The sequence below is a fragment of the Flavobacterium bernardetii genome, from assembly GCF_011305415.1.
Lineage (GTDB): Bacteria > Bacteroidota > Bacteroidia > Flavobacteriales > Flavobacteriaceae > Flavobacterium > Flavobacterium bernardetii.
Map to the genome: position 1 here is coordinate 104,583 of NZ_JAANOQ010000001.1, position 19,753 is coordinate 124,335.

The 19,753-nt window shown below is 30.5% G+C and carries 23 protein-coding genes; 10 read left to right on the top strand and 13 right to left on the bottom strand.

The genetic code is table 11. The annotated features are described in order from the left end of the window. The first annotated feature begins 179 nt into the window (after positions 1 to 179). A complete protein-coding gene (locus tag G6N05_RS00475) occupies positions 180 to 818 on the top strand; it encodes a transglycosylase family protein (RefSeq protein ID WP_166124602.1) in 639 nt (212 codons plus the stop codon). On the opposite strand, the gene G6N05_RS00480 is transcribed toward G6N05_RS00475, so the two are convergent. Further along, a complete protein-coding gene (locus G6N05_RS00480) occupies positions 815 to 1,552 on the bottom strand; it encodes an SAM-dependent methyltransferase (protein ID WP_166124603.1) in 738 nt (245 codons plus the stop codon). The genes G6N05_RS00475 and G6N05_RS00480 overlap by 4 nt on opposite strands. A gap of 309 nt (positions 1,553 to 1,861) precedes the next feature. Here G6N05_RS00480 and G6N05_RS00485 point away from each other — a divergent pair, with 309 nt between their 5' ends. Further along, positions 1,862 to 2,431 (top strand): transposase, encoded by a 570-nt coding sequence (locus G6N05_RS00485; RefSeq protein WP_166124604.1) that lies wholly within the window; start codon positions 1,862 to 1,864, stop codon positions 2,429 to 2,431. A 148-nt stretch (positions 2,432 to 2,579) separates the two neighbouring features. On the opposite strand, the gene G6N05_RS00490 is transcribed toward G6N05_RS00485, so the two are convergent. Together G6N05_RS00490 and dnaA are read right to left on the bottom strand one after the other, a co-directional pair. After that, positions 2,580 to 3,038 (bottom strand): low molecular weight protein-tyrosine-phosphatase, encoded by a 459-nt coding sequence (locus G6N05_RS00490; protein ID WP_166124605.1) that lies wholly within the window; start codon positions 3,036 to 3,038, stop codon positions 2,580 to 2,582. A gap of 2 nt (positions 3,039 to 3,040) precedes the next feature. After that, positions 3,041 to 4,471 (bottom strand): chromosomal replication initiator protein DnaA, encoded by a 1,431-nt coding sequence (gene dnaA / locus G6N05_RS00495; protein WP_166124606.1) that lies wholly within the window; start codon positions 4,469 to 4,471, stop codon positions 3,041 to 3,043. A 227-nt stretch (positions 4,472 to 4,698) separates the two neighbouring features. On the opposite strand from dnaA, the gene G6N05_RS00500 reads away from it, so the two are divergent. Beyond that, the gene (locus G6N05_RS00500; protein ID WP_166124607.1) at positions 4,699 to 5,103 is read left to right on the top strand and encodes an acyl-CoA thioesterase; all 405 of its coding nucleotides are present in this window, start codon (positions 4,699 to 4,701) and stop codon (positions 5,101 to 5,103) included. A 1-nt stretch (position 5,104) separates the two neighbouring features. After that, the gene (locus G6N05_RS00505) at positions 5,105 to 5,860 is read left to right on the top strand and encodes a methyltransferase domain-containing protein (RefSeq protein WP_166124608.1); all 756 of its coding nucleotides are present in this window, start codon (positions 5,105 to 5,107) and stop codon (positions 5,858 to 5,860) included. 5 nt (positions 5,861 to 5,865) lie between these two features. Here G6N05_RS00505 and G6N05_RS00510 read toward each other — a convergent pair whose 3' ends face one another. The 3 genes from G6N05_RS00510 to ribD are packed head-to-tail and all read right to left on the bottom strand — an operon-like array spanning position 5,866 to position 8,131. After that, entirely contained in the window at positions 5,866 to 6,489 is a 624-nt protein-coding gene (locus G6N05_RS00510; RefSeq protein WP_166124609.1) for an IMPACT family protein, read from the bottom strand. A gap of 3 nt (positions 6,490 to 6,492) precedes the next feature. Continuing rightward, complete coding sequence (locus tag G6N05_RS00515) at positions 6,493 to 7,095, bottom strand: HAD family hydrolase (RefSeq protein WP_166124610.1); 603 nt, start codon at positions 7,093 to 7,095, stop codon at positions 6,493 to 6,495. After that, positions 7,088 to 8,131, bottom strand: coding sequence for a bifunctional diaminohydroxyphosphoribosylaminopyrimidine deaminase/5-amino-6-(5-phosphoribosylamino)uracil reductase RibD (gene ribD / locus G6N05_RS00520; RefSeq protein ID WP_166124611.1), 1,044 nt, complete (start codon positions 8,129 to 8,131; stop codon positions 7,088 to 7,090). The genes G6N05_RS00515 and ribD overlap by 8 nt, the downstream gene beginning before the upstream one ends. A 37-nt stretch (positions 8,132 to 8,168) precedes the next feature. Here ribD and G6N05_RS00525 point away from each other — a divergent pair, with 37 nt between their 5' ends. Both G6N05_RS00525 and prmC read left to right on the top strand, forming a co-directional pair. Beyond that, complete coding sequence (locus tag G6N05_RS00525; protein ID WP_166124612.1) at positions 8,169 to 8,681, top strand: GNAT family N-acetyltransferase; 513 nt, start codon at positions 8,169 to 8,171, stop codon at positions 8,679 to 8,681. Positions 8,682 to 8,753: 72 nt separating this feature from the next. Next, on the top strand, positions 8,754 to 9,650 hold the full coding sequence (prmC, locus tag G6N05_RS00530) for a peptide chain release factor N(5)-glutamine methyltransferase (protein ID WP_166124613.1): 897 nt from the start codon (positions 8,754 to 8,756) through the stop codon (positions 9,648 to 9,650). Positions 9,651 to 9,703: 53 nt separating this feature from the next. Here the strand turns inward: prmC and G6N05_RS00535 are convergent, their stop codons facing one another. Next, positions 9,704 to 10,066: a hypothetical protein gene (locus G6N05_RS00535; RefSeq protein WP_166124614.1), complete on the bottom strand. Its 363-nt coding sequence runs from the start codon at positions 10,064 to 10,066 to the stop codon at positions 9,704 to 9,706. A 64-nt stretch (positions 10,067 to 10,130) separates the two neighbouring features. Continuing rightward, complete coding sequence (locus tag G6N05_RS00540) at positions 10,131 to 11,372, bottom strand: ABC transporter permease (RefSeq protein ID WP_166124615.1); 1,242 nt, start codon at positions 11,370 to 11,372, stop codon at positions 10,131 to 10,133. Between the two features lie 248 nt (positions 11,373 to 11,620). On the opposite strand from G6N05_RS00540, the gene hisS reads away from it, so the two are divergent. The 4 genes from hisS to G6N05_RS00560 all read left to right on the top strand — a co-directional run bounded on the left by hisS (position 11,621) and on the right by G6N05_RS00560 (position 15,519). After that, complete coding sequence (hisS, locus tag G6N05_RS00545) at positions 11,621 to 12,991, top strand: histidine--tRNA ligase (protein ID WP_166124616.1); 1,371 nt, start codon at positions 11,621 to 11,623, stop codon at positions 12,989 to 12,991. Between the two features lie 107 nt (positions 12,992 to 13,098). Continuing rightward, entirely contained in the window at positions 13,099 to 14,457 is a 1,359-nt protein-coding gene (locus tag G6N05_RS00550) for an MATE family efflux transporter (RefSeq protein WP_166124617.1), read from the top strand. 138 nt (positions 14,458 to 14,595) lie between these two features. Then, positions 14,596 to 14,826, top strand: a complete 231-nt coding sequence (locus G6N05_RS00555; protein ID WP_166124618.1) for a hypothetical protein — start codon at positions 14,596 to 14,598, stop codon at positions 14,824 to 14,826. Between the two features lie 138 nt (positions 14,827 to 14,964). Further along, complete coding sequence (locus G6N05_RS00560; protein WP_166124619.1) at positions 14,965 to 15,519, top strand: DUF4494 domain-containing protein; 555 nt, start codon at positions 14,965 to 14,967, stop codon at positions 15,517 to 15,519. Between the two features lie 40 nt (positions 15,520 to 15,559). On the opposite strand, the gene G6N05_RS00565 is transcribed toward G6N05_RS00560, so the two are convergent. The 5 genes from G6N05_RS00565 to G6N05_RS00585 all read right to left on the bottom strand — a co-directional run bounded on the left by G6N05_RS00565 (position 15,560) and on the right by G6N05_RS00585 (position 19,681). After that, a complete protein-coding gene (locus G6N05_RS00565) occupies positions 15,560 to 16,630 on the bottom strand; it encodes a serine hydrolase domain-containing protein (RefSeq protein ID WP_166124620.1) in 1,071 nt (356 codons plus the stop codon). 194 nt (positions 16,631 to 16,824) lie between these two features. Continuing rightward, a complete protein-coding gene (gene mazG, locus G6N05_RS00570; protein ID WP_166124621.1) occupies positions 16,825 to 17,598 on the bottom strand; it encodes a nucleoside triphosphate pyrophosphohydrolase in 774 nt (257 codons plus the stop codon). Between the two features lie 280 nt (positions 17,599 to 17,878). After that, a complete protein-coding gene (locus G6N05_RS00575; RefSeq protein ID WP_166124622.1) occupies positions 17,879 to 18,307 on the bottom strand; it encodes a DUF5606 family protein in 429 nt (142 codons plus the stop codon). A gap of 72 nt (positions 18,308 to 18,379) precedes the next feature. Next, complete coding sequence (gene def / locus G6N05_RS00580; protein ID WP_166124623.1) at positions 18,380 to 18,967, bottom strand: peptide deformylase; 588 nt, start codon at positions 18,965 to 18,967, stop codon at positions 18,380 to 18,382. 57 nt (positions 18,968 to 19,024) lie between these two features. Further along, a complete protein-coding gene (locus G6N05_RS00585) occupies positions 19,025 to 19,681 on the bottom strand; it encodes a hypothetical protein (protein ID WP_166124624.1) in 657 nt (218 codons plus the stop codon). Between the last annotated feature and the right edge of the window lie 72 nt (positions 19,682 to 19,753).

Sequence of the window (19,753 nt, forward strand, 5' to 3'; positions counted from 1 at the left end):
TTATAGCTGTTTATATCGTATTGCAAGTTCTTAAAAAAATGTTAACAAGTTGATTTTCAGAAAAATAATAAAAAAAGTTGTATCTTTGCGCCAGTTAATTCAATTGGTGTTGTCTGATTTATGTCAATCAGACACGTTGTTAAAAACTTGTTTTTTGCCCAATTGAGAAATAAATTTACATGAGAAAAGACATTTTTTATTTTGGAGTTGCAATTGCTTTTATTGCCATAATTAGTTCTGGTTTTAAAGCATTTAAAGATGAATCAGTAGACGGGTTTCATATTGAAGACACAGAAGTTTATGATTATCGAGTTCCTTCAAAAGACGAATCGGTAAAGTTAAGTCACAATATTCCTTTTACAGGAAAAACTTTCACCGGATTCAAACAAGCATTAGCAGTAAGAGAATCTGCAGGATTGTATGATTTAGTCAATGCTTACGGTTATATGGGTAAATACCAATTCGGAAGAAGTACATTGAGAAATGTTGGTGTTTACGACTTTAAAAATTTCCTTAAAAACCCAGCTTTACAAGAAGAAGCAATTGAAGCTTTATTAAGCATCAATAAGTGGGAATTAAGAAAAGAAATTAGAAATTACTCAGGTAGAGTAATAAACGGAATCAAAATTACAGAATCAGGTTTATTAGCTGCAGCACATTTAGCTGGAGCAAGTTCTGTAAAAACGTATCTTAGAAGTAATGGTAAAAACGGATTTAAAGATGGTTTTGGAACCTCTTTAAAATCTTACATTAGAAAATTTAATGGTTACGATACTTCAAACATTAATCCTAATAGATTTGCGAAAGTACTACTTTAATTTTTTTGGATAACAAAAATACAAGGTCGATTGTGTAAATCGACCTTTTGTTTTTTCCAGTCGTTTACCGTTTTTGTTTTAATGAATTCTGTTGGCAACGTAATATCACAAGCCACACATAAATTAGTTTGTGGATGAAGCGTTCCTAAAATATCTTCTAAAAATTTATTGTTTCTATAAGGTGTTTCCATGAAAATTTGTGCCTGATTTTTCTCTTGTGACCATTTTTCAAGGTTACGCAATGCACTTTTCTTTTCATTTTTATCGATTGGTAAATAACCTGTAAATGCAAAACTTTGTCCGTTCATTCCACTCGCCATTAAGGCTAATAAGATTGAACTTGGTCCCACTAATGGTACTACTTGAATCCCTTTTTCATGTGCTAATTTTACAATAACTGCTCCAGGATCTGCTATACCAGGACAACCGGCTTCGCTCATTAAACCTACGTTAATTCCGTTTAATAGCGGCTTAATCATTTCGTAATGTTCACTAACTTCTGTATGTTTATTTAATAAAGAAAGTTGTAAACTGGGTTGAGATTTTTCAGGTAAAATTGCTTTTATGGCTTTACGAGCTGTTTTTTCGTTTTCAACAATATAATGATCAATCAATTCTACACATCTTTTGATGGTTTGTGGTAAAACATCTTCTGGATTTACAGTAACTTCACCTGGATTAGATAAAGTACAAGGAATTAAATATAATTTACCAAGTTTTGAATTAATTGACATATAAATTGATTTTGAATTGCAAAAATACAAAAATAAAGAGATTATATGATTTATTTTGGATTGGGGATTTTGGATATTTTATGGATATTATAGGGACAGGTCGCGACCTGTCCGTACGAGGGTGTTATTTTTTTTAGGTTTGGGATAATTTGATATGGGACAGGTCGCGACCTGTCCGTACGGGGGAGTTATTTTTTTTAGGTTTGGGATAATTTGATATGGGACAGGTCGCGACCTGTCCGTACGATTTGATAAATTGGAATATTTTGTTATTTTTGATTTGTTAAAGCCATTAAAATAGTATTTGCCATGAAAAATCGAAAAAGAAATCGAATGAATGGATTCGATTATTCTAGTAATAAATTGTATTTTATTACGAATTGTGTGAAGGATAATTTATGTTGTTTTGGGAATGTGATTTGTAAACCTGTAGATGATATTGATGGTTTTAATGATTTTGATGAAGAATTGAGGACAGGTCGCGACCTGTCCGTACTGTATTTGATGGAATTAAATCCATTTGGTAAAATTGTTAAAAATCAAATTGAATGGTTAATGATTCAATATCCTTATGTGGAAATTCATAATTATGTTATCATGCCTAATCATTTTCATTTGATTCTTGCAATTGATAGTTCGCTTGTGGATTTGAATTTGATAAAAATTAAATCATTATCAAGTTTGATGGGTGCTTTGAAAACAACTACTTCTAAACAAATTCGCGAATCAGGTTTTGAAGATTTTAGCTGGCATCGCTCTTTTCACGATCATATAATTAGAAATGATATAGCATATCATTCGATTTCTAACTATATAGATATGAATCCGCAAAAATGGTTTCAAGATAGGATTAAGAATTGTGAATATACAAAAAGCTAACTGTTTGTGATTTGCTTTTTTGTTTAACAGTCAACATTGCTAGAATGATTTTAGTGTTTGTTGTGTAATTGTAGAAATTATTTTGAAGAAATTTTGTTGTTTTACAGATTCAAAATAAATTCCTTTTCTTAAAAAGAAAGGGACTGGTTTAGGATTTTGTAATTTTTTCTGCAATTACTTCGCAAACTTCGTCTAACAATTTGTAAACGTGTTCAAAGCCTTGTATGTCGCCATAATAAGGATCTGGAACTTCTAAATTTTTATTGGGATGTAATTCGTTTAAAATTACTTTTACTTTACGTTTAGCTTCTTCATTTGGTGCAATTGCCAATACATTTTTGTAATTAGAAGTATCCATTACATAAATATGATCAAAAGTTTCAAAATCTGAAGTGCTAATTTGTCGGCATTTTTGTTGACTTATATCCACACCAAATTTCTTAGCAGTTACCACAGAACGTTTGTCTGGAGCTGTACCCACATGATAATTTGCTGTTCCAGCACTATCAACAATGTAATTATTTGGAAGTTTAGCTTGTAAAATACCTTCAGCTAATGGCGAGCGACAAATATTGCCTAAACAAACCATTAAAACTTTAACAGACATGTTTAAATACTTAGCTTTTTGTTAATGTCTTCTACAAACTTTTTAAATTGTTTGTCTGTAGATACCAAGTTATCAACCGTTTTTACAGCGTGTAAAACCGTAGCGTGATCTCTATCTCCAATTTGTGCACCAATATTAGCTAGAGAGGCTTTAGTGAATTTTTTAGAGAAGTACATCGCTAATTGACGCGCTTGAACAATATGACGTTTTCTGGTTTTAGATTTTAAAGTTTCCGTGTCTAATTGGAAATAATCTGAAACCACTTTTTGAATATAGTCGATAGAAATTTCGCGTTTGATATTTTTTACAAACTTTTCTACCACTTGTTTGGCTAATTCTAAATTTACTTCACGTTTGTTGAAAGAAGATTGTGCAATTAATGAAATAATAGCACCTTCTAATTCTCTAACATTCGATTTAATATGTTTGGCAACGTATTCTAAAATTTCTTCTGGCATTTCTACACCATCTCTGTACAAAATATTTCTTAAGATAGAAATTCTTGTTTCATAATCTGGTTGGTGTAATTCTGCAGATAATCCCCATTTGAAACGAGATAATAAACGTTGTTCAATATCTTGCATGTCAACAGGCGCTTTATCTGAAGTTAAGATAACTTGCTTTCCGTTTTGGTGTAAGTAATTGAAAATGTGGAAAAATACATCTTGTGTTCCGGCTTTACCAGATAAAAATTGCACATCATCAATAATTAAAACATCAATTAATTGATAGAAGTGAATGAAATCATTTCTAGTGTTTTTCTTTACTGATTCGATATATTGTTGCGTGAAAATTTCAGCAGAAATATATAAAACAGTTTTTTCTGGATATTTATCTTTAATTTCTACACCAATTGCGTGGGCCAAATGCGTTTTACCTAATCCAACACCTCCAAAAATTAATAAAGGGTTAAAAGACGTTCCGCCTGGTTTATTTGCAACTGCCATACCAGCACTTCTAGATAATCTGTTAGAATCACCTTCTAAAAAGTTATCAAAGCTATAATTGGCATTTAATTGCGATTCGATTTTTACATTTCTGATACCAGGAATAATAAACGGATTTTTTAATTCCGGATTTTTGTTAACAACTGGTACATCAATTTCTTGAGTTTTAACAGAACTACGGTGTGTACTAGGAATTTGCTCTGTAAATGGAAGTTTATTTCCATAAGTGTTTTCCATTTTAATTTTATACACTAGCTTTGCTTGGTTTCCAAGTTCTTTAGTTAAAGCTGTTTTTAAAATTATGACATAGTGCTCTTCAAGCCACTCGTAGAAAAATTTACTAGGTACTTGAATATGTAAAGCATTGTCTTCTGATAGGCTAATTGCCACAATCGGTTCAAACCAAGTTTTGTAGGCTTGTTCCTGAATGTTGTCCTTTATAAAAGACAGACAATTATTCCAAACAGATTTTGCTGCTTTAGTCATAGTTTTTAATTTTTTTATAGTTTTTTGTAGTCTAATTCAGAATAAAAACTAATCAATTTTTATGTTGATAAGTGTTTCATATTAGGAAGGCAAATATGTGAACAATTTTCTGTAAAAAAAAATGAATTGCTATTGTAAATTAAAAATTATTGTTGTAAACAGAATTAAGAGTTGTTTAATGATTTCTTAACATAAAATTTTTAGGATTTTAAATATAAAATAATATAATGAAAGAATACGAATTTACGGTACGAGTTAGGTATGCAGAAACAGATCAAATGGGCGTGGTGTACCACGGTAATTATGCTCAGTACTTTGAAATGGGTAGAGTAGAGTGGTTAAGAAATTTAGGAATTTCCTATAAATGGATGGAAGAAAACGGCGTTATGCTTCCCGTAGTTTCATTGCAAATGAACTATAAAAAACCAGCTCGTTATGACGATTTATTACGCGTAAAAACGATCTTAAAAAGTCAGACTTCTGTTAAGATAGAATTTGATTATGAGATTTATAATGCCGAAAATCACTTGTTAACAACTGGTTATTCGATGTTGGTTTTTGTGGATATGAAATCGGGTAGACCGATGGTTCCTCCTTCGTATGTAACTGAAAAAATAAATCAATTATTATAAGATGGATTTAACCGAATTTGATCGCTTATTTGATAAAGAAAATTATAAAAGACATCCGTGGGAAATTTCACGAAGGGATGTAATGTTTCAATTATTAAAATCTTCTAAAATTAAGTTTCCTGTAAAACGAATTGTTGATATTGGCGGTGGTGATGCTTTTATAATTAATGAAATTTATAAACAAAATCTTGCCGAAGAATATTTTACCATTGATACCGCTTATTCTCCAGAAATCATTTCGCAATTAAAAACGAATTATGGAGAAAATCCTATTCAGTATGTGCAAAACTTAACGGATTATTTAGCGAATTTTTCTTCTGAAGAAAATACATTGTTTTTATGTATGGATGTTTTAGAACATTTAGAAAATGAAGACGTAATTTTAAATCATCTAACTCAAAAAAACAATTATTTCTTGTTTGCCGTTCCAGCATTTCAATCGGTTTTTTCTAATCACGATGTATTACTTGGACATTACAGAAGATATAATTTAAACCAATTGCAACAAGTTTTAAAGCAACATCATTTCCAAATTCAAGATAAAGGCTATTATTTTACGTCGTTATTATTTGTAAGATGGTTGGAAAGTATTTTCAATAAAAATAAAAAAGCATCTATTGATAATTGGACAGGAAGTACATTTAAATCCAAGATAATTACTTCAGTGTTGCAACTCGATTTTGGTTTTACGCAGTTGTTGCAAAAATTCGGAATTAGAATTTACGGGTTATCGTGTTATTGTATTTGTAAGAAGTAATAAGTTTACTCTTCAACTTCTTTAATCTCAATTTCAAATAAAGTAGAAAAAATGTCAAATATTTGTTTGGCATTTTTTTTTCTAGTGGCGATTTCAATTTCGCAATTCAATTCCATTTTCTGATTCACAATATCAATATTTTTTTCTTTTATAATTCGCATGACTTTATTCATGTTTTTGTAATCGAAAGTAATTTTAAAATGTTTGTCAATAGTTTTTTCAACAATATCGGCTTCTTCTAAAGTAAGCTGCGCTGTAGTTTTATATGCCGAAATTAAGCCGCCAACACCTAGTTTTACACCACCAAAATATCGAACAACCACAATTAATACATTCGTAATGTCAAACGACTGAATTTGTCCGTAAATAGGCATTCCGGCAGAATTACTAGGTTCGCCATCGTCATTAGCTCTAAACTTAATATTTTCCGTGCCAATTTGATACGCATAACACCAATGGCGTGCGGAAAAATGGTCTTTTTTTAGATTTTCTATTTGAGTTTTAACTTCATTTTCAGAAGTAATTGGAAAAGCGTAACCTATAAATTTGCTGTTTTTTTCTTTGAATAAAATGTTTTCAACAGCGTAATCAATGGTATTGTAGGTGTCTTTAATTTCGGAATCTTGCAATTTTTATAATATTTTTTTATCAAATAAATTGGTCACATCTTCTTGTCCAACTATTATTTGCCATGTATTTATGCCTAATGATTTAGCAGCTTCAATATGTTCTAAAGTGTCGTCAACAAAAAGTGTTTTGGCTGGTTTTAAATTGTTTTGCTGAATAATTAAATTAAAAACTGCTTCTTCTGGTTTTCTCACTTTCGTTTCGTACGAAAAATAAATTTTATTAAAATGAGCATAAAATTCTCGGGCAAAAGTTAATCCAACACGATGTTCAAATTTGTCAATATGTGTTGGATTGGTATTACTCAATAAAAAGATATCATACTTGTTTTGTAGTTTTTCTAAAAACTCTAATCTTTCTAATGGAAAATCTCCAATTATGGCATTCCAAGCGTCTCTAATTTCAGATAATTCATGATTGGGTAAATATTTCTGAATGGCCTTCATAAAGTGAAGCTCGTCCATTTTTCCTGTCTCAAATAAAATGGTTTTAGCTTTTAAATCGTCATTCCATTCGTTTAATCCCAATTTTTTAAATGCATCAACACTTGCTTGATGATTCAAGTTTAAAAACACATCTCCTAAATCAAAAATAATGGCTTCAATCATAATTTGTGTATATTTTTAATTGGTTATTTTTGATTTTAACTTCTTGAATTGGTTTAAAATTAAAATCAGGTTTTTTTACGCCTTCAATACTATTATTTTCTGAAATAAAGATTTTTGCTTCATCCCACAAATTGCTATCAATAAACTGTTGTAAAGTAAATGTACCACCTTCTATAATAACGGATTGAATATTTTTATCATATAAACTTGTTAAAATATTCGAAATTAAAAGGGTATCAAATATACTAAATTCATAAATACAATTTTCCGAATTTACATAATTTTCTTCTTCTGTAAAAATTATTGTAGGATTTTTTTTGTTTTTCACATTATAATCAGCCGGAATTTTATTCGTTTTATCTATAATAATTCGAGTAGGGTGGTTTCCAAACCAATCTCTGGCATCTAAATTAGGATTGTCCTTTAAAACCGTATTCGTACCCACCAAAATAGCTTGTTCTTCCGTACGATATTTATGCACTAATTGTCTAGAATATGGATTAGAAATAGCAATTGAAGTTTTTGATTCATTGACTAAAGGTGCAATAAATCCATCAGCTGTTTCTGCCCATTTTAAGATAATATAAGGTCTTTTTTTGTTGTGAAAAGTAAAAAAACGTTTATTGATTTCTAAACATTCCTTTTCTAAAACATTCAAAATGACTTTGCAACCAGCATTAGTTAATTTCTCAATACCTTTTCCAGCGACTTCCGAAAAACTATCGATGCAACCAATAACAACTTTCGGGATTTTATGTTCAATAATTAAATTGGCACATGGTGGCGTTTTTCCAAAATGACTACAGGGTTCTAAATTTACATAAATAGTACTTTCAGAAAGTAAATCTTTGTTTTTAACAGCGTTTATAGCGTTCACTTCTGCATGAGGTTCGCCCGCTTTTTTGTGCCAACCTTCACCAATTATTTTTCCATTGTGTACAATCACACTTCCTACTAACGGATTCGGATAGGTAGTTCCCAAACCATTTTTAGCCAATTGCAAACAACGTTTCATGTAAATTTCATGCTTGTCCATCTTACAAATTTAGTACTTTTACATTTTATATTTGCAAATGAACTACACAATACGAAAAATTGAACCTAAAGATAACTTGAAAATTGCTTCTGTTATCCGAAATATATTTGAAGAATTAGACGCGCCAAAAGTCGGAACCGCTTATGCCGATCCACATTTAAACACCTTATTTGAAGTCTATCAAGCTGAAAATGAAATTTATTTTGTTGTAGAGATAAGTCGCGACTTGTCTCTACAACAAAATGATGAGTCAATTATTTTAGGTGGTTGTGGTATTGGAAATCTAATTGACTCCAAATTTAAAATATGCGAATTGCAAAAAATGTATTTAGCAAAAGAAGCGCGAGGAAAAGGAATTGCTCAAGAATTAATGGAGAAATGTTTAGAATTTGCCAAACAAGTAGGTTACGATAAATGTTATATTGAAACTTTGCCTTTTATGAAAGACGCTCAAAAATTGTATATAAAATCAGGTTTTACTTATATTGATGCGCCAATGGGTTCAACCGGACATAATGCTTGTGATGTCTTTATGATAAAGGATTTGTAAAAGATTTAACACAGATTGTCACAAATTTTCACGGATTAGATGGTGATAATCTGTGTCTAAAAACTTAATGATATGCAAATTAAAAATTTAAAAAAATATTTTTTCTCTGAATTACAAAACATTCAGGAAGACTCGGAAATAGAAAGTTTCTTTTTCATTTTAACCGAATATTTACATGATTTAAAAAGAATTGATGTTTCCTTAAATCCAGATTTTGAAGTTTCTGAAGCGGATTTAGTGAAATGGAATACTATCATTTCGGAATTAAAAACCGAAAAACCAATCCAATATATTACTGGTGAAACTTGGTTTTATGGCTATCGTTTTGAAGTCAATGAAAACACTTTAATTCCTCGTCCAGAAACAGAAGAATTAGTGGAGTGGATTATAGAAAGTCAAAAGTCAAAAGTCAAAAGTCAAAAGTCAAAAACTGAAAATCTAACAATCCAACAATCTAACAATTTAAGTATTCTAGATATTGGAACAGGTTCTGGTTGTATTCCGATTTCACTTAAAAAAGAAATTCCGAATGCGATAGTTTCTGCGATCGATGTTTCAGAAAAAGCATTAGAAATGGCTAAAAAGAATGCTTTTGATAATGAAGTAGAAGTGAATTTTATGCTGAAAAATATTTTAGAAACAGACTCACTTGTTGAAAAATATGATGTCATTGTTTCTAATCCACCTTATGTTCGAAATTTAGAAAAACAAGAAATTAAAAAGAATGTGTTGGATTACGAACCGCATTTGGCTTTGTTTGTGGAAGATACAGATGCGTTATTGTTTTACAGAAAAATAGCAGAACTAGCTTTAACAGGTTTAACTCCAAAAAGAAAACTATTCTTTGAAATTAATCAATATTTAGGAAAAGAAACCGTTGAATTATTAGAAAACTTAGGTTTCAAGAATATCGAATTGCGTAAAGATTTTGTGGGTAATGACAGAATGATTTGTTGTGAAGCCCCCTAACCCCAAAGGGGGAAATTGAAAGATTGTAAAATTTAATTCAAAATATTTTTAAATTATAATCCATCACGTTTGATAGAATATTCGATGTATTTTTCATCAAATTCTAATTCTAAAGCTAGTCGAAGCAAAGCTGAATAGGAAAACCAAAATTTATTTTTGATTCTTTCGTTTACAAATTCTTCGCCAAATTCTTCTTTGTAGGAGTTAATTTCAGATTCTTCCAATTCTTCTGAATCTATTTCTAAAAGACTTTCTTTATGTTTAACTATTAAATTTTCTAAAGTACTCTTAGTGTCAATTCCAAAATCTAATAATTCTTGTAATTCCTCAGCATAATCTGTTTCGAAAAAGTCATTTTGTTTAGGTAGGGTTTGCGATAGAACGGAATAAATTTCGTTTTGATTTAATTTTTCCAAGATTTAATGATTTTTAATGATGAATAATGAACTTGTAACAACGAATTTTGAATTTTGAAATTTTTTACTCATAACGTAACGCCTCAACAGGATCCAATTTCGAAGCTTTTATTGCTGGATATAGTCCAGAAATAATAGTTACAACGAAAGTTGTACCAAAAGCAATAAAAATAGCTAGCCAAGGTGTTACGAAATCAAATTTAGCTAAGGATGCAATTAAAGAACCGAGTAATAAACCTAAAATGATTCCTATAATTCCTCCAATTTGACTAATGATAAATGTTTCGGTAAAAAACTGCCAAGCAATTGTACCTCTTTTTGCACCAAGTGCTTTTCGTATACCAATTTCACGCGTTCTTTCTGAAACGGAAACTAGCATAATGTTCATCAAAGCAATTGTAGAACCAAAAATGGTAATCGCACCAATAGCAATAGCTGCAATGTTAATTACGGCAATATTTTCTCCTAATCTTTGAATTAAATCGTCACTACGACTAATTCCGAAATTTTCTTTTTCTATCGGATTTAATTTTCTTATTCTTCGCATAGCTAAAGTAGCATTATCAACCGCTTCATCTAATAATTGTTTGTTGCTAACTTTTACATCAATATCGTAATTGATATTGGGTTGCGAAAAAATTGAACGCGCAATTTGAATTGGAATGATAACCCGTAAATCTTGGTTGTTTCCAAATGTTGCTCCTTTTTCTTTCAACAAACCAATCACTTTAAATTTTGCGCCACGAACAGAAATTGTTTTGTCAATTGGGTTGATTCCTTCGAATAAACCATCTTTAAAATTCGCACCAACAATACAAACATAATTGTTGTTATCCACATCAAAAGAATTAAAATTTCTACCCGATTCTAATTCGAAACCATTATTTGGAATAAAATTTTCATCAGAACCTAAAATAGTAATTTCTGGATCGGTTTTTTTATTATCAAATTTCACTTCAGCAGTGGCAGCAGCAGTAAATGATAGGGAAGTCGTAGTAAGAGGGAATTCAAATTTATCTTTGAAAGCTTTGGCTTGCGGATAACTAATAATTGGATTTACTTTTTGTTCGCCGTCATTTTGGTTAATTTCTTCCGAAAAATCATACTGACTTATAGAAAAAGTATTCGCTCCCATAGAAGCAAAATTCCCAAACAAACTGTTTTCTAGGGCTTTGGTTAAGGTTAAAATTCCTACCAAAAAAGTTATTCCAATAACAATAATAAATACTGTTAAAAACGTACGTAAAGCCTGACTTCTAATCGAGTCGATAGCTATTCTTGCATTTTCTTTATATAATCCAACCATGACTATTTGTAGTTGGTTTTGTCTTTTTGTTACAAAAAAAATTAAAGAACCAAGTAAAAAGTAAAAAGGTAAAAGTTTTGGTTTGTAATTTTATAGAAATTGCTTTTTGTTCCCACTTTTTACTTGTTTCTTTTTACTTGTTTCTTTTTACTTTTTCCTTGGCTCTTTTCGTATTGTCATTTAAAAGTAAGATATTTGCACCGATTACAAATTATATTACACAAAGTACACTTTACAATCCTAACAAAATGGCTCAAAAACCAAGTATTCCTAAAGGAACTCGCGATTTTTCTTCTACAGAAGTAGCAAAAAGAAACTACATTTTTTCTATCATAAAATCTAATTTTGAAAAGTTTGGCTTTCAACCAATTGAAACACCCTCTTTTGAGAATTCAGATACCTTAATGGGAAAATATGGCGAAGAAGGTGATCGATTGATTTTTAAGATATTGAATTCTGGTGATTATTTGGATAAAGTTTCTGATGAAGATTTAGCGGCTAAAAATAGCAAAAAAATTACTTCATCTATTTCGGAAAAAGCCTTGCGTTACGACTTAACCGTGCCATTTGCACGTTATGTCGTGCAACACCAAAATGAATTAGAATTTCCATTTAAGCGTTACCAAATTCAACCCGTTTGGAGAGCTGATAGACCACAAAAAGGACGTTTTAGAGAGTTTTTCCAATGTGATGCGGATGTTGTAGGAAGTAATTCACTTTGGCAAGAAGTAGAATTTGTACAATTATACGATACGATTTTCACGGCTTTAGGTTTAAAAGGTGTGAACATAAAAATTAACAACCGTAAAATATTATCTGGAATTGCAGAAGTGATTGGTGCTTCAGATAAATTAATTGATTTTACAGTTGCTTTAGATAAATTAGATAAAATTGGTGAAGACGGTGTGAAGAAAGAAATGCTTGAAAAAGGTATTTCGGAATCGGCAATTGAAAAAGTACAACCGCTTTTCAACTTCACAGGAACAATCAATGAGAAAATTGAAAAATTAGCAACACTTTTAGCTTCCTCAACAGAAGGAACAAAAGGTGTAGAAGAATTAAAATTCATTTGTAACGCGATTAACGAATTAGGTTTGCAAACCGCAAATTTAGATTTAGATGTGACGCTTGCTCGTGGTTTAAATTACTATACTGGCGCTATTTATGAAGTTGGAGCGCCTGAAGGTGTTGCGATGGGTTCTATCGGAGGCGGTGGTCGTTATGACGATTTAACTGGTATTTTCGGATTGAAAAACATGAGTGGTGTTGGAATTTCTTTCGGATTAGATAGAATTTATTTAGTGTTAGAAGAATTAGGTTTGTTTCCAGAAACAGTTTCAACTACATCAAAAGCAGTATTCATTAATTTCGGAGAAGCAGAAACCTTATTTTCTTTAAAAGCCATTTCGAACTTAAGACAAAACGGAATTAAAGTAGAAATGTATCTTGATAAAGCAAAAATGGACAAACAGTTTAAATTTGCAGAGAAAAAAGGAATTCAATTCGCCGTTTTAGTAGGTGAAGAAGAAATCAAACAAAACCAGTATAAAGTCAAAGATTTAGTTTCTGGAGAACAAGTAACGGTTTCGTTAGAAGAATTAGTAGAAAAATTAAAATAAGATATTACGCAGAGATACACAGAGAAAAAACACAAAGACACGCAAAACTTTTTAGTTTAAACTTTGTGAAACTCTGAGAATTCTTTGCGAAACTCTGTGTAACAATCATGAAAAAATACTTCCAAGAATTCAAATACAACTTCAACTTAGCTATGCCTGTAATTTTAGGTATGGTTGGACATACTTTGGTTGGAGTAGTAGATAATATTTTTGTGGGACAAATAGGTACTACAGAATTAGCAGCGGTTTCTTTAGGGAATAGTTTCATATTTATTGGAATGTCTATCGGAATTGGATTTTCAACTGCGATCACACCAATTATTGCAGAATTTGATAGTACGAAAGATAGAGAAGGCGGAAGAAGCGCTTTTCAAAATGGATTAATTTTATGTACCATTTTAGGTTTCGCATTGTTCTTTTTATTGTTTTTAGCCAAACCGATTTTATCTTACATGAATCAACCAGAAGATGTGGTGAAATTAGCCATGCCTTTTTTAGATATTGTTGGTTTTTCATTGGTTCCACTTGTGATTTTCCAAGCCTACAAACAGTTTGCAGATGGAATGAGCGAAACCAAATATTCTATGTATGCTACAATTTACGGGAATATTATCAACGTAGTAATTAATGCTTTATTGGTTTTTGGATTGTTTATGTTTCCTAAAATGGGAATTGTAGGTTCGGCAATCGGAACATTAATTGCTCGTGTTTTTATGGTAATTTATATGCATTATATTTTATCTAAAAACAAAAAATTCAAATCGTTTTTCCAAAATTTCGGATGGCAATCTTTTCAAAAAAGTATGTCGGATAAAATCATTAAGTTAGGAATTCCATCTTCTATGCAAATGTTTTTTGAAGTGGCATTATTCACTGGAGCCATTTGGTTGAGTGGAATAATTGGTAAAACAAGTCAGGCTGCCAATCAAATTGCTCTTAATTTAGCTTCGATAACTTTTATGTTTGCTATGGGATTAAGTGTTACTGCTATGATTCGAGTTGCCACCCATAAAAGTTTAAATGAATATAAAAAATTAAATACAGTTGCTCATTCTATTTTCTTAATGGTAATAATTATTGAGATTGTATTTGCTGTTATCTTTATGTTGGGAAGTAATTTTTTTCCTATGTTTTTTGTTCCATTAAATATGAAATTATCTACAATTGAAATTAAAGAAGTGCTTTCTATTTCTTCCAAACTATTAATTGTTGCCGCTTTTTTCCAAATTTCAGACGGAATTCAAGTTGTAGTTTTAGGTGCTTTACGTGGTTTACAAGATGTGAAAGTCCCTATGTATTTAACTTTTGTTGCGTATTGGATGATTGGTTTTCCTATTTCAATTTATTTAGGATTATACACAGAATTGAAAGCAGAAGGCGTTTGGATTGGCTTATTAGCAGGATTAACAGCAGCTGCTATTATGTTGTATTTACGATTCAGATTTTTGCTGAAACATCACCGATAATTTTATTTACGATTTACGATTTGGGATTTACGATTTGGGATTTAGATTAAATTAAGAATTAGTATCTTTGAATTTGATAGCATTTTGACATGCTCGATGTAACATTAAACAAAATAAAAACATAATACAATATAAAACATGGAATTACCAAAATTTGTAACAGGCGATAACACTGATTTTCCGGATGATATTTTTGTCATTCATTTAGAATATCCTAGATTTTTCATCAATTTAAAAGATGATTCAGTTGAGTTTTTAGAAGATATTGAAGAAGAAGATCAGACCGAATTAGAAGCAGAAATGGAACATTTAATTACACTGGCTGGTGAATTTTATGACCGCGAAATGGAACGCTACGAACAAGCATAAAAGAATTTAAACCGATATATGAAAATGTATCGGTTTTTTTATTTTTTTTAAAATTGTGAATATCTAATTTGCGAAACACTTCCTTACTTTTTTTGTAAATCTTACCTTTGGTTTTTAAATAAAAAAACAGAAAAAATTATGAGTGCAATTTGGTTTGAATGTAAAGTGAAATACAGAAAAATGGATGATTCTGGTGTGCAAAAAGTAGTCACTGAACCTTATTTAGTAGATGCTTTATCTTATACAGAAGCGGAAACAAGAATTAATGAAGAAATGTCCGCTTATGTTAGCGAGGAATTTAAAGTGACTTCAATCAAATTTGCCAACTATTCAGAAATTCATCCTTTTGAAAATGCTGATCGCTGGTTTAAATCGAAAGTTTCCTTATTGGCTTATGATGAAGAGAGTGGAAAGGAAAGAAAATCGAATATCAATATCTTGTTACAAGCAAATGATATTAAAGAAGCTTTTGATAATACCGTTTCTGTAATGAATGGTACGATGGGTGAATATACCATACCTATGATTTCAGAATCGCCAATTATGGATGTTTTTCCTTATTTTAATGGAGAAGATGAAAAATTAGAGCAATTCGAAAAGTTTAATTTATTAAAATTATCTAAGCCTGAGATTTCAGAAGAAATTATAGATAATATGGAGTTTGATGAAGCTCTACTTCAAGAAAGAGCCTAAAAAAAAATCCCAATTTGAATATTTCAAATTGGGATTTTTTTTAATTAATCACGGCGCTTATTTTTTGCCATAGTGTTTCGTCAAAATCAGATAAAGCAAAGTTTGAAGTATCTGCAGCATCTCCCATTCTGATAATTACTAATTTTTTGCTAGGCACTACATATATTTTTTGGTCGTTTTTTCCTAAAGCACAATACATGTCTGAAGGTGCAGTTGGAATTAAAGTTCCAGGAATTTGTAATTGACTTTGAGGCATGTGATAGCTTGTTTTTCCGTTCAACCACCATAAATAACCATAAGCTTGATTAATGGTTTGTGAAGTATTTGTGGCGCTATTTAAATAGGCTGAATTTATAATTTGTGTGCCGTTCCAGTTTCCTTTGGCTAAAGCTAATAAACCAAAACGTGCCATACTTCGTGAATCACTACTGTAAACACTTAATCCTTGATACGGAAGCCAATATCCTGTCATACCAATTTTATCTCTTAATTTAGTGTTGAAATAAGCATTCCATGTTTGTCCAGTTGCTTGTGCTACCACATCTTGTAGTTTTACATAAACATTATGATACGCCCATCGTGTTCCAGCATCAGCTACATATTGTAAGTTTGCTGGTGAAACATCATCTCCTAACGCATCATTTAGACCAGAATTCATGCTTAATAAATTTTTACAAGTAATTAGATTTTCTTTGGCTAATGGTGCACTTGTCCAACCCGTTCCTAAATAATTGGAAACTTTAGTATTGATATTTAAAAAACCTTCTTGTTCCGCAATTCCAGTCACAGTTGAAGTTAGTGTTTTTCCAGCACTAGCCCAATATCTTGGTGTAATAGCATCATGACCGTTAAAGTATTGTTCCATTACAATTTTACCATTGTGTAATACTATAAAACTTTTTGAGTTTTTATCACTTAAGTAAGTGTTTAAAGCGGCTATATTGGCTGTATTCCATCCTAAACTTTCTGGTGTTTTAGTTTCCCAAGTTGTACCAGTAATTGGAGGAAAGTACATGGCTTCTTCAGTTGGTAATACTGTAGAAGTGTCATCACTACCACATGAAATAAAAAAAGATAATAAGCTAATTAGAAATAGATGTTTTAGTCTCATGATTTAGTGTTTAATAATTTAGACTTATAATTACATAAAAGGTTTAATGTTGTATTTATATGTTTTACAACAAAGATTGGAGAAATCTAAATAATCCTGTTTACTTTTGATTATATGGTAATTTTTTTCAACACAGATTTAAGAAATTTTAATAATTAATGTAATTTTTATAATCTTGTTATGATAAATTATAGTTACATTTTCTTTGCTTCTTCCCAAAATACATCCATTTCTGCTAAAGTCATGTCTGATAAAGATTTTCCTAATTCGGAAGCTTTACTTTCTAAGTACATAAAACGTTTAATGAATTTTTTATTAGTACGTTCTAAAGCGTCTTCTGGATTTACATTTAAAAATCGCGCATAATTTATCATAGAAAATAAAACATCACCAAATTCGGCTTCAATTTTATCTTGATTGTTCGCGGCAATTTCCACTTGTAATTCGGCAATTTCTTCTTCTACTTTTTCCCAAACTTGATGCGATTCTTCCCAATCAAATCCCACACCTTTTACTTTATCTTGAATTCTACTGGCTTTGACTAACGCAGGTAAACTTTTCGGAACACCTTCTAAAACAGAAGTTCTGCCTTCTTTTAGTTTTAATTTTTCCCAGTTTTGTTTGACTTGTTCTTCATTTTCCACTACCACATCGCCATAAATATGTGGATGACGATCAATTAATTTATCGCAAATACTATTCGCCACATCAGCAATATCAAAGGCGTTTTTTTCAGAACCAATTTTCGCATAAAACACAATGTGTAATAACAAATCACCCAACTCTTTTTTAATTTCGGGTAAATCGTTATCTAAAATGGCGTCACCTAATTCGTAAGTTTCTTCAATGGTTAAATGACGTAAACTTTCTAAGGTTTGTTTTTTATCCCACGGACATTTTTCGCGTAAATCGTCCATGATGTCCAATAATCTTTCAAAGGCTTGTAGTTGTTGTTGACGTGTGTTCATTTTGATAGTTTAAAAGTTTAAAAGGTTTATGAGTTTAAAAGGGTTTGTGTTGATAAAAATACGGATAAAATATGATTTGAAAAAATACACGTGTAATCTAGCCGTGGTTGTAGCGGCATCCTTTTTCTTTTGTTCCATTCGATAACTTTAGGAAAAAAAAAGAAAAAGATATAGCGGAAGACGCGACATAAGTGTTTTGAAAAGTAATGTATCTGCTACAAAAAAAAATCCCAATCTAAATAAGAATGGGATTTTTATATAATTTTTGAACAGTAATAAATTACTCAGCTGGAGTTTCTTCTGCTTTAACTTCTGTGTTTAAGGCATCAACTGAAACATATCCTTTTGGTTGTAAAATGTTATACCAATTGAATATTTTTTTGATGTCTGAAGTATATACTCTGTCTTCATCAAATTCAGGTAAAATTTCTCTGAAATAACTTCTTAATTTATCGTCGCTTTCTTTATGAGAAATTGTTGGTTCCCCATTTTCTTTGGCAGCAATAGTTTTGAAGATTTCGATTAATTTTACTTCTTCATTGTATGTGTAAACGGCAATTTCAGATAATAAACTTACATTACTTCTTAATCCAACAGTAATTTTTTTACCGTCTAATAAAGCTTCAGCAACAAATCCAGAACGAGTTTGTACTTTTAATTCATATAATCCTGGTTTACCAGAAATGGCTAATATTTTTTGAAAACTCATAGTTTTATAATTTTTAAAGGATGGCAAATATATATTTTAATATTTCAAAAACAAACTTGAAATTCTTAATTTTTACTTAATTTTTAAATTGGCAAATTTCATACGGTAATCTGGTCTGGCTTTACCTTCCATAATATTTTGCAATTTCTTACCTACTAATTTTTTCTTTAACATAGAAAGATGATCTGTAAACAAAATTCCTTCAATATGATCGTATTCGTGTTGAATTACACGTGCGATTAATCCGTTATAAACTTCCGTTTTTTTAACGAAATTTTCATCAAAATATTCAATTGTGATGGTATCATGACGAAAAACATCTTCACGAACATCAGGAATGCTTAAACAACCTTCATTAAAACCCCAAAGTTCACCTTCTTCTTTTATAATTTTCGCATTAATAAAAGTTTGTTTGAAATCTTTTAATTGTTCTGCTTCTTCTTTTGAAACTTCGTCGCTATCTGCAAATGGAGTAGTATCAATTACAAATATTCGAACAGCTAAACCTACTTGAGGGGCAGCCAAACCAACGCCATAAGCATTATACATGGTTTCATACATGTTGCTTAAAATTTCTGTTAAGTTTGGGTGATCTTGTGGAATATCAACGCAAACTTTTCTTAAAACTGCTTCGCCGTATCCGTATATTGGTAAAATCATGATTCAAATTTTTTGCAAAATTAGGAAATTTTCTTCTATTGTTAGAATTTTAAAAGTCTAATTTGTAGCGACAACTTCATTATTTAACCATTTTTTAAGAAAAACATCGTTATGTGTAATATTGCAAAAATGATAAACGTTACTTTTCATAACTTTAGAATCTTCAATTTTTTCTTTTACTGGTCCTGAATTATTAAGATAATTAGAGTGAATAAAATAGATGTTTTTATCTTTTTTTAGAATAAATCCTACATGGAAATCTAAGCCAATAAAATATAAGCCGTCTTTTTTATTACTAATAAAATAAGACTTTAATTCTTCTTTTGTTTTGTTTTGAAGTGTTTCAATTGTTGTACCACAAGCAATAATTTTAGCTTCATGATAAGGCGCTTTTTGAGCTAGTTTATACCTGTTAATGTTTATCCCAACATCTCTTAAAGTAGTAGAAACGAAATAGCCACAAGCAATACTTCCCGATTTTGGAGTTTCAGTATTGCCATCAAATGACCATTTTGTACCATACCATTGCGGAATAATATCCTCAACTAAATGATTGGTAAATTTGTCTCTAATTTGATTAAGAAATTCTGTTTTATTCGTTGCGCTTGAATATGATTGTGACAATTTTTTTCTGTTCGTGTTAATATTGTTTTTTATCGAAGCATAGCTAATAAATAGAATCGAAAATATTGTGAAAACTGATTTTAGTAACATTTTGTTTTTTATTTAAAAACGAAAATTTTATAAAATTATTGTTGTTTTAAATAGTCAAACTTCGTAAATCCC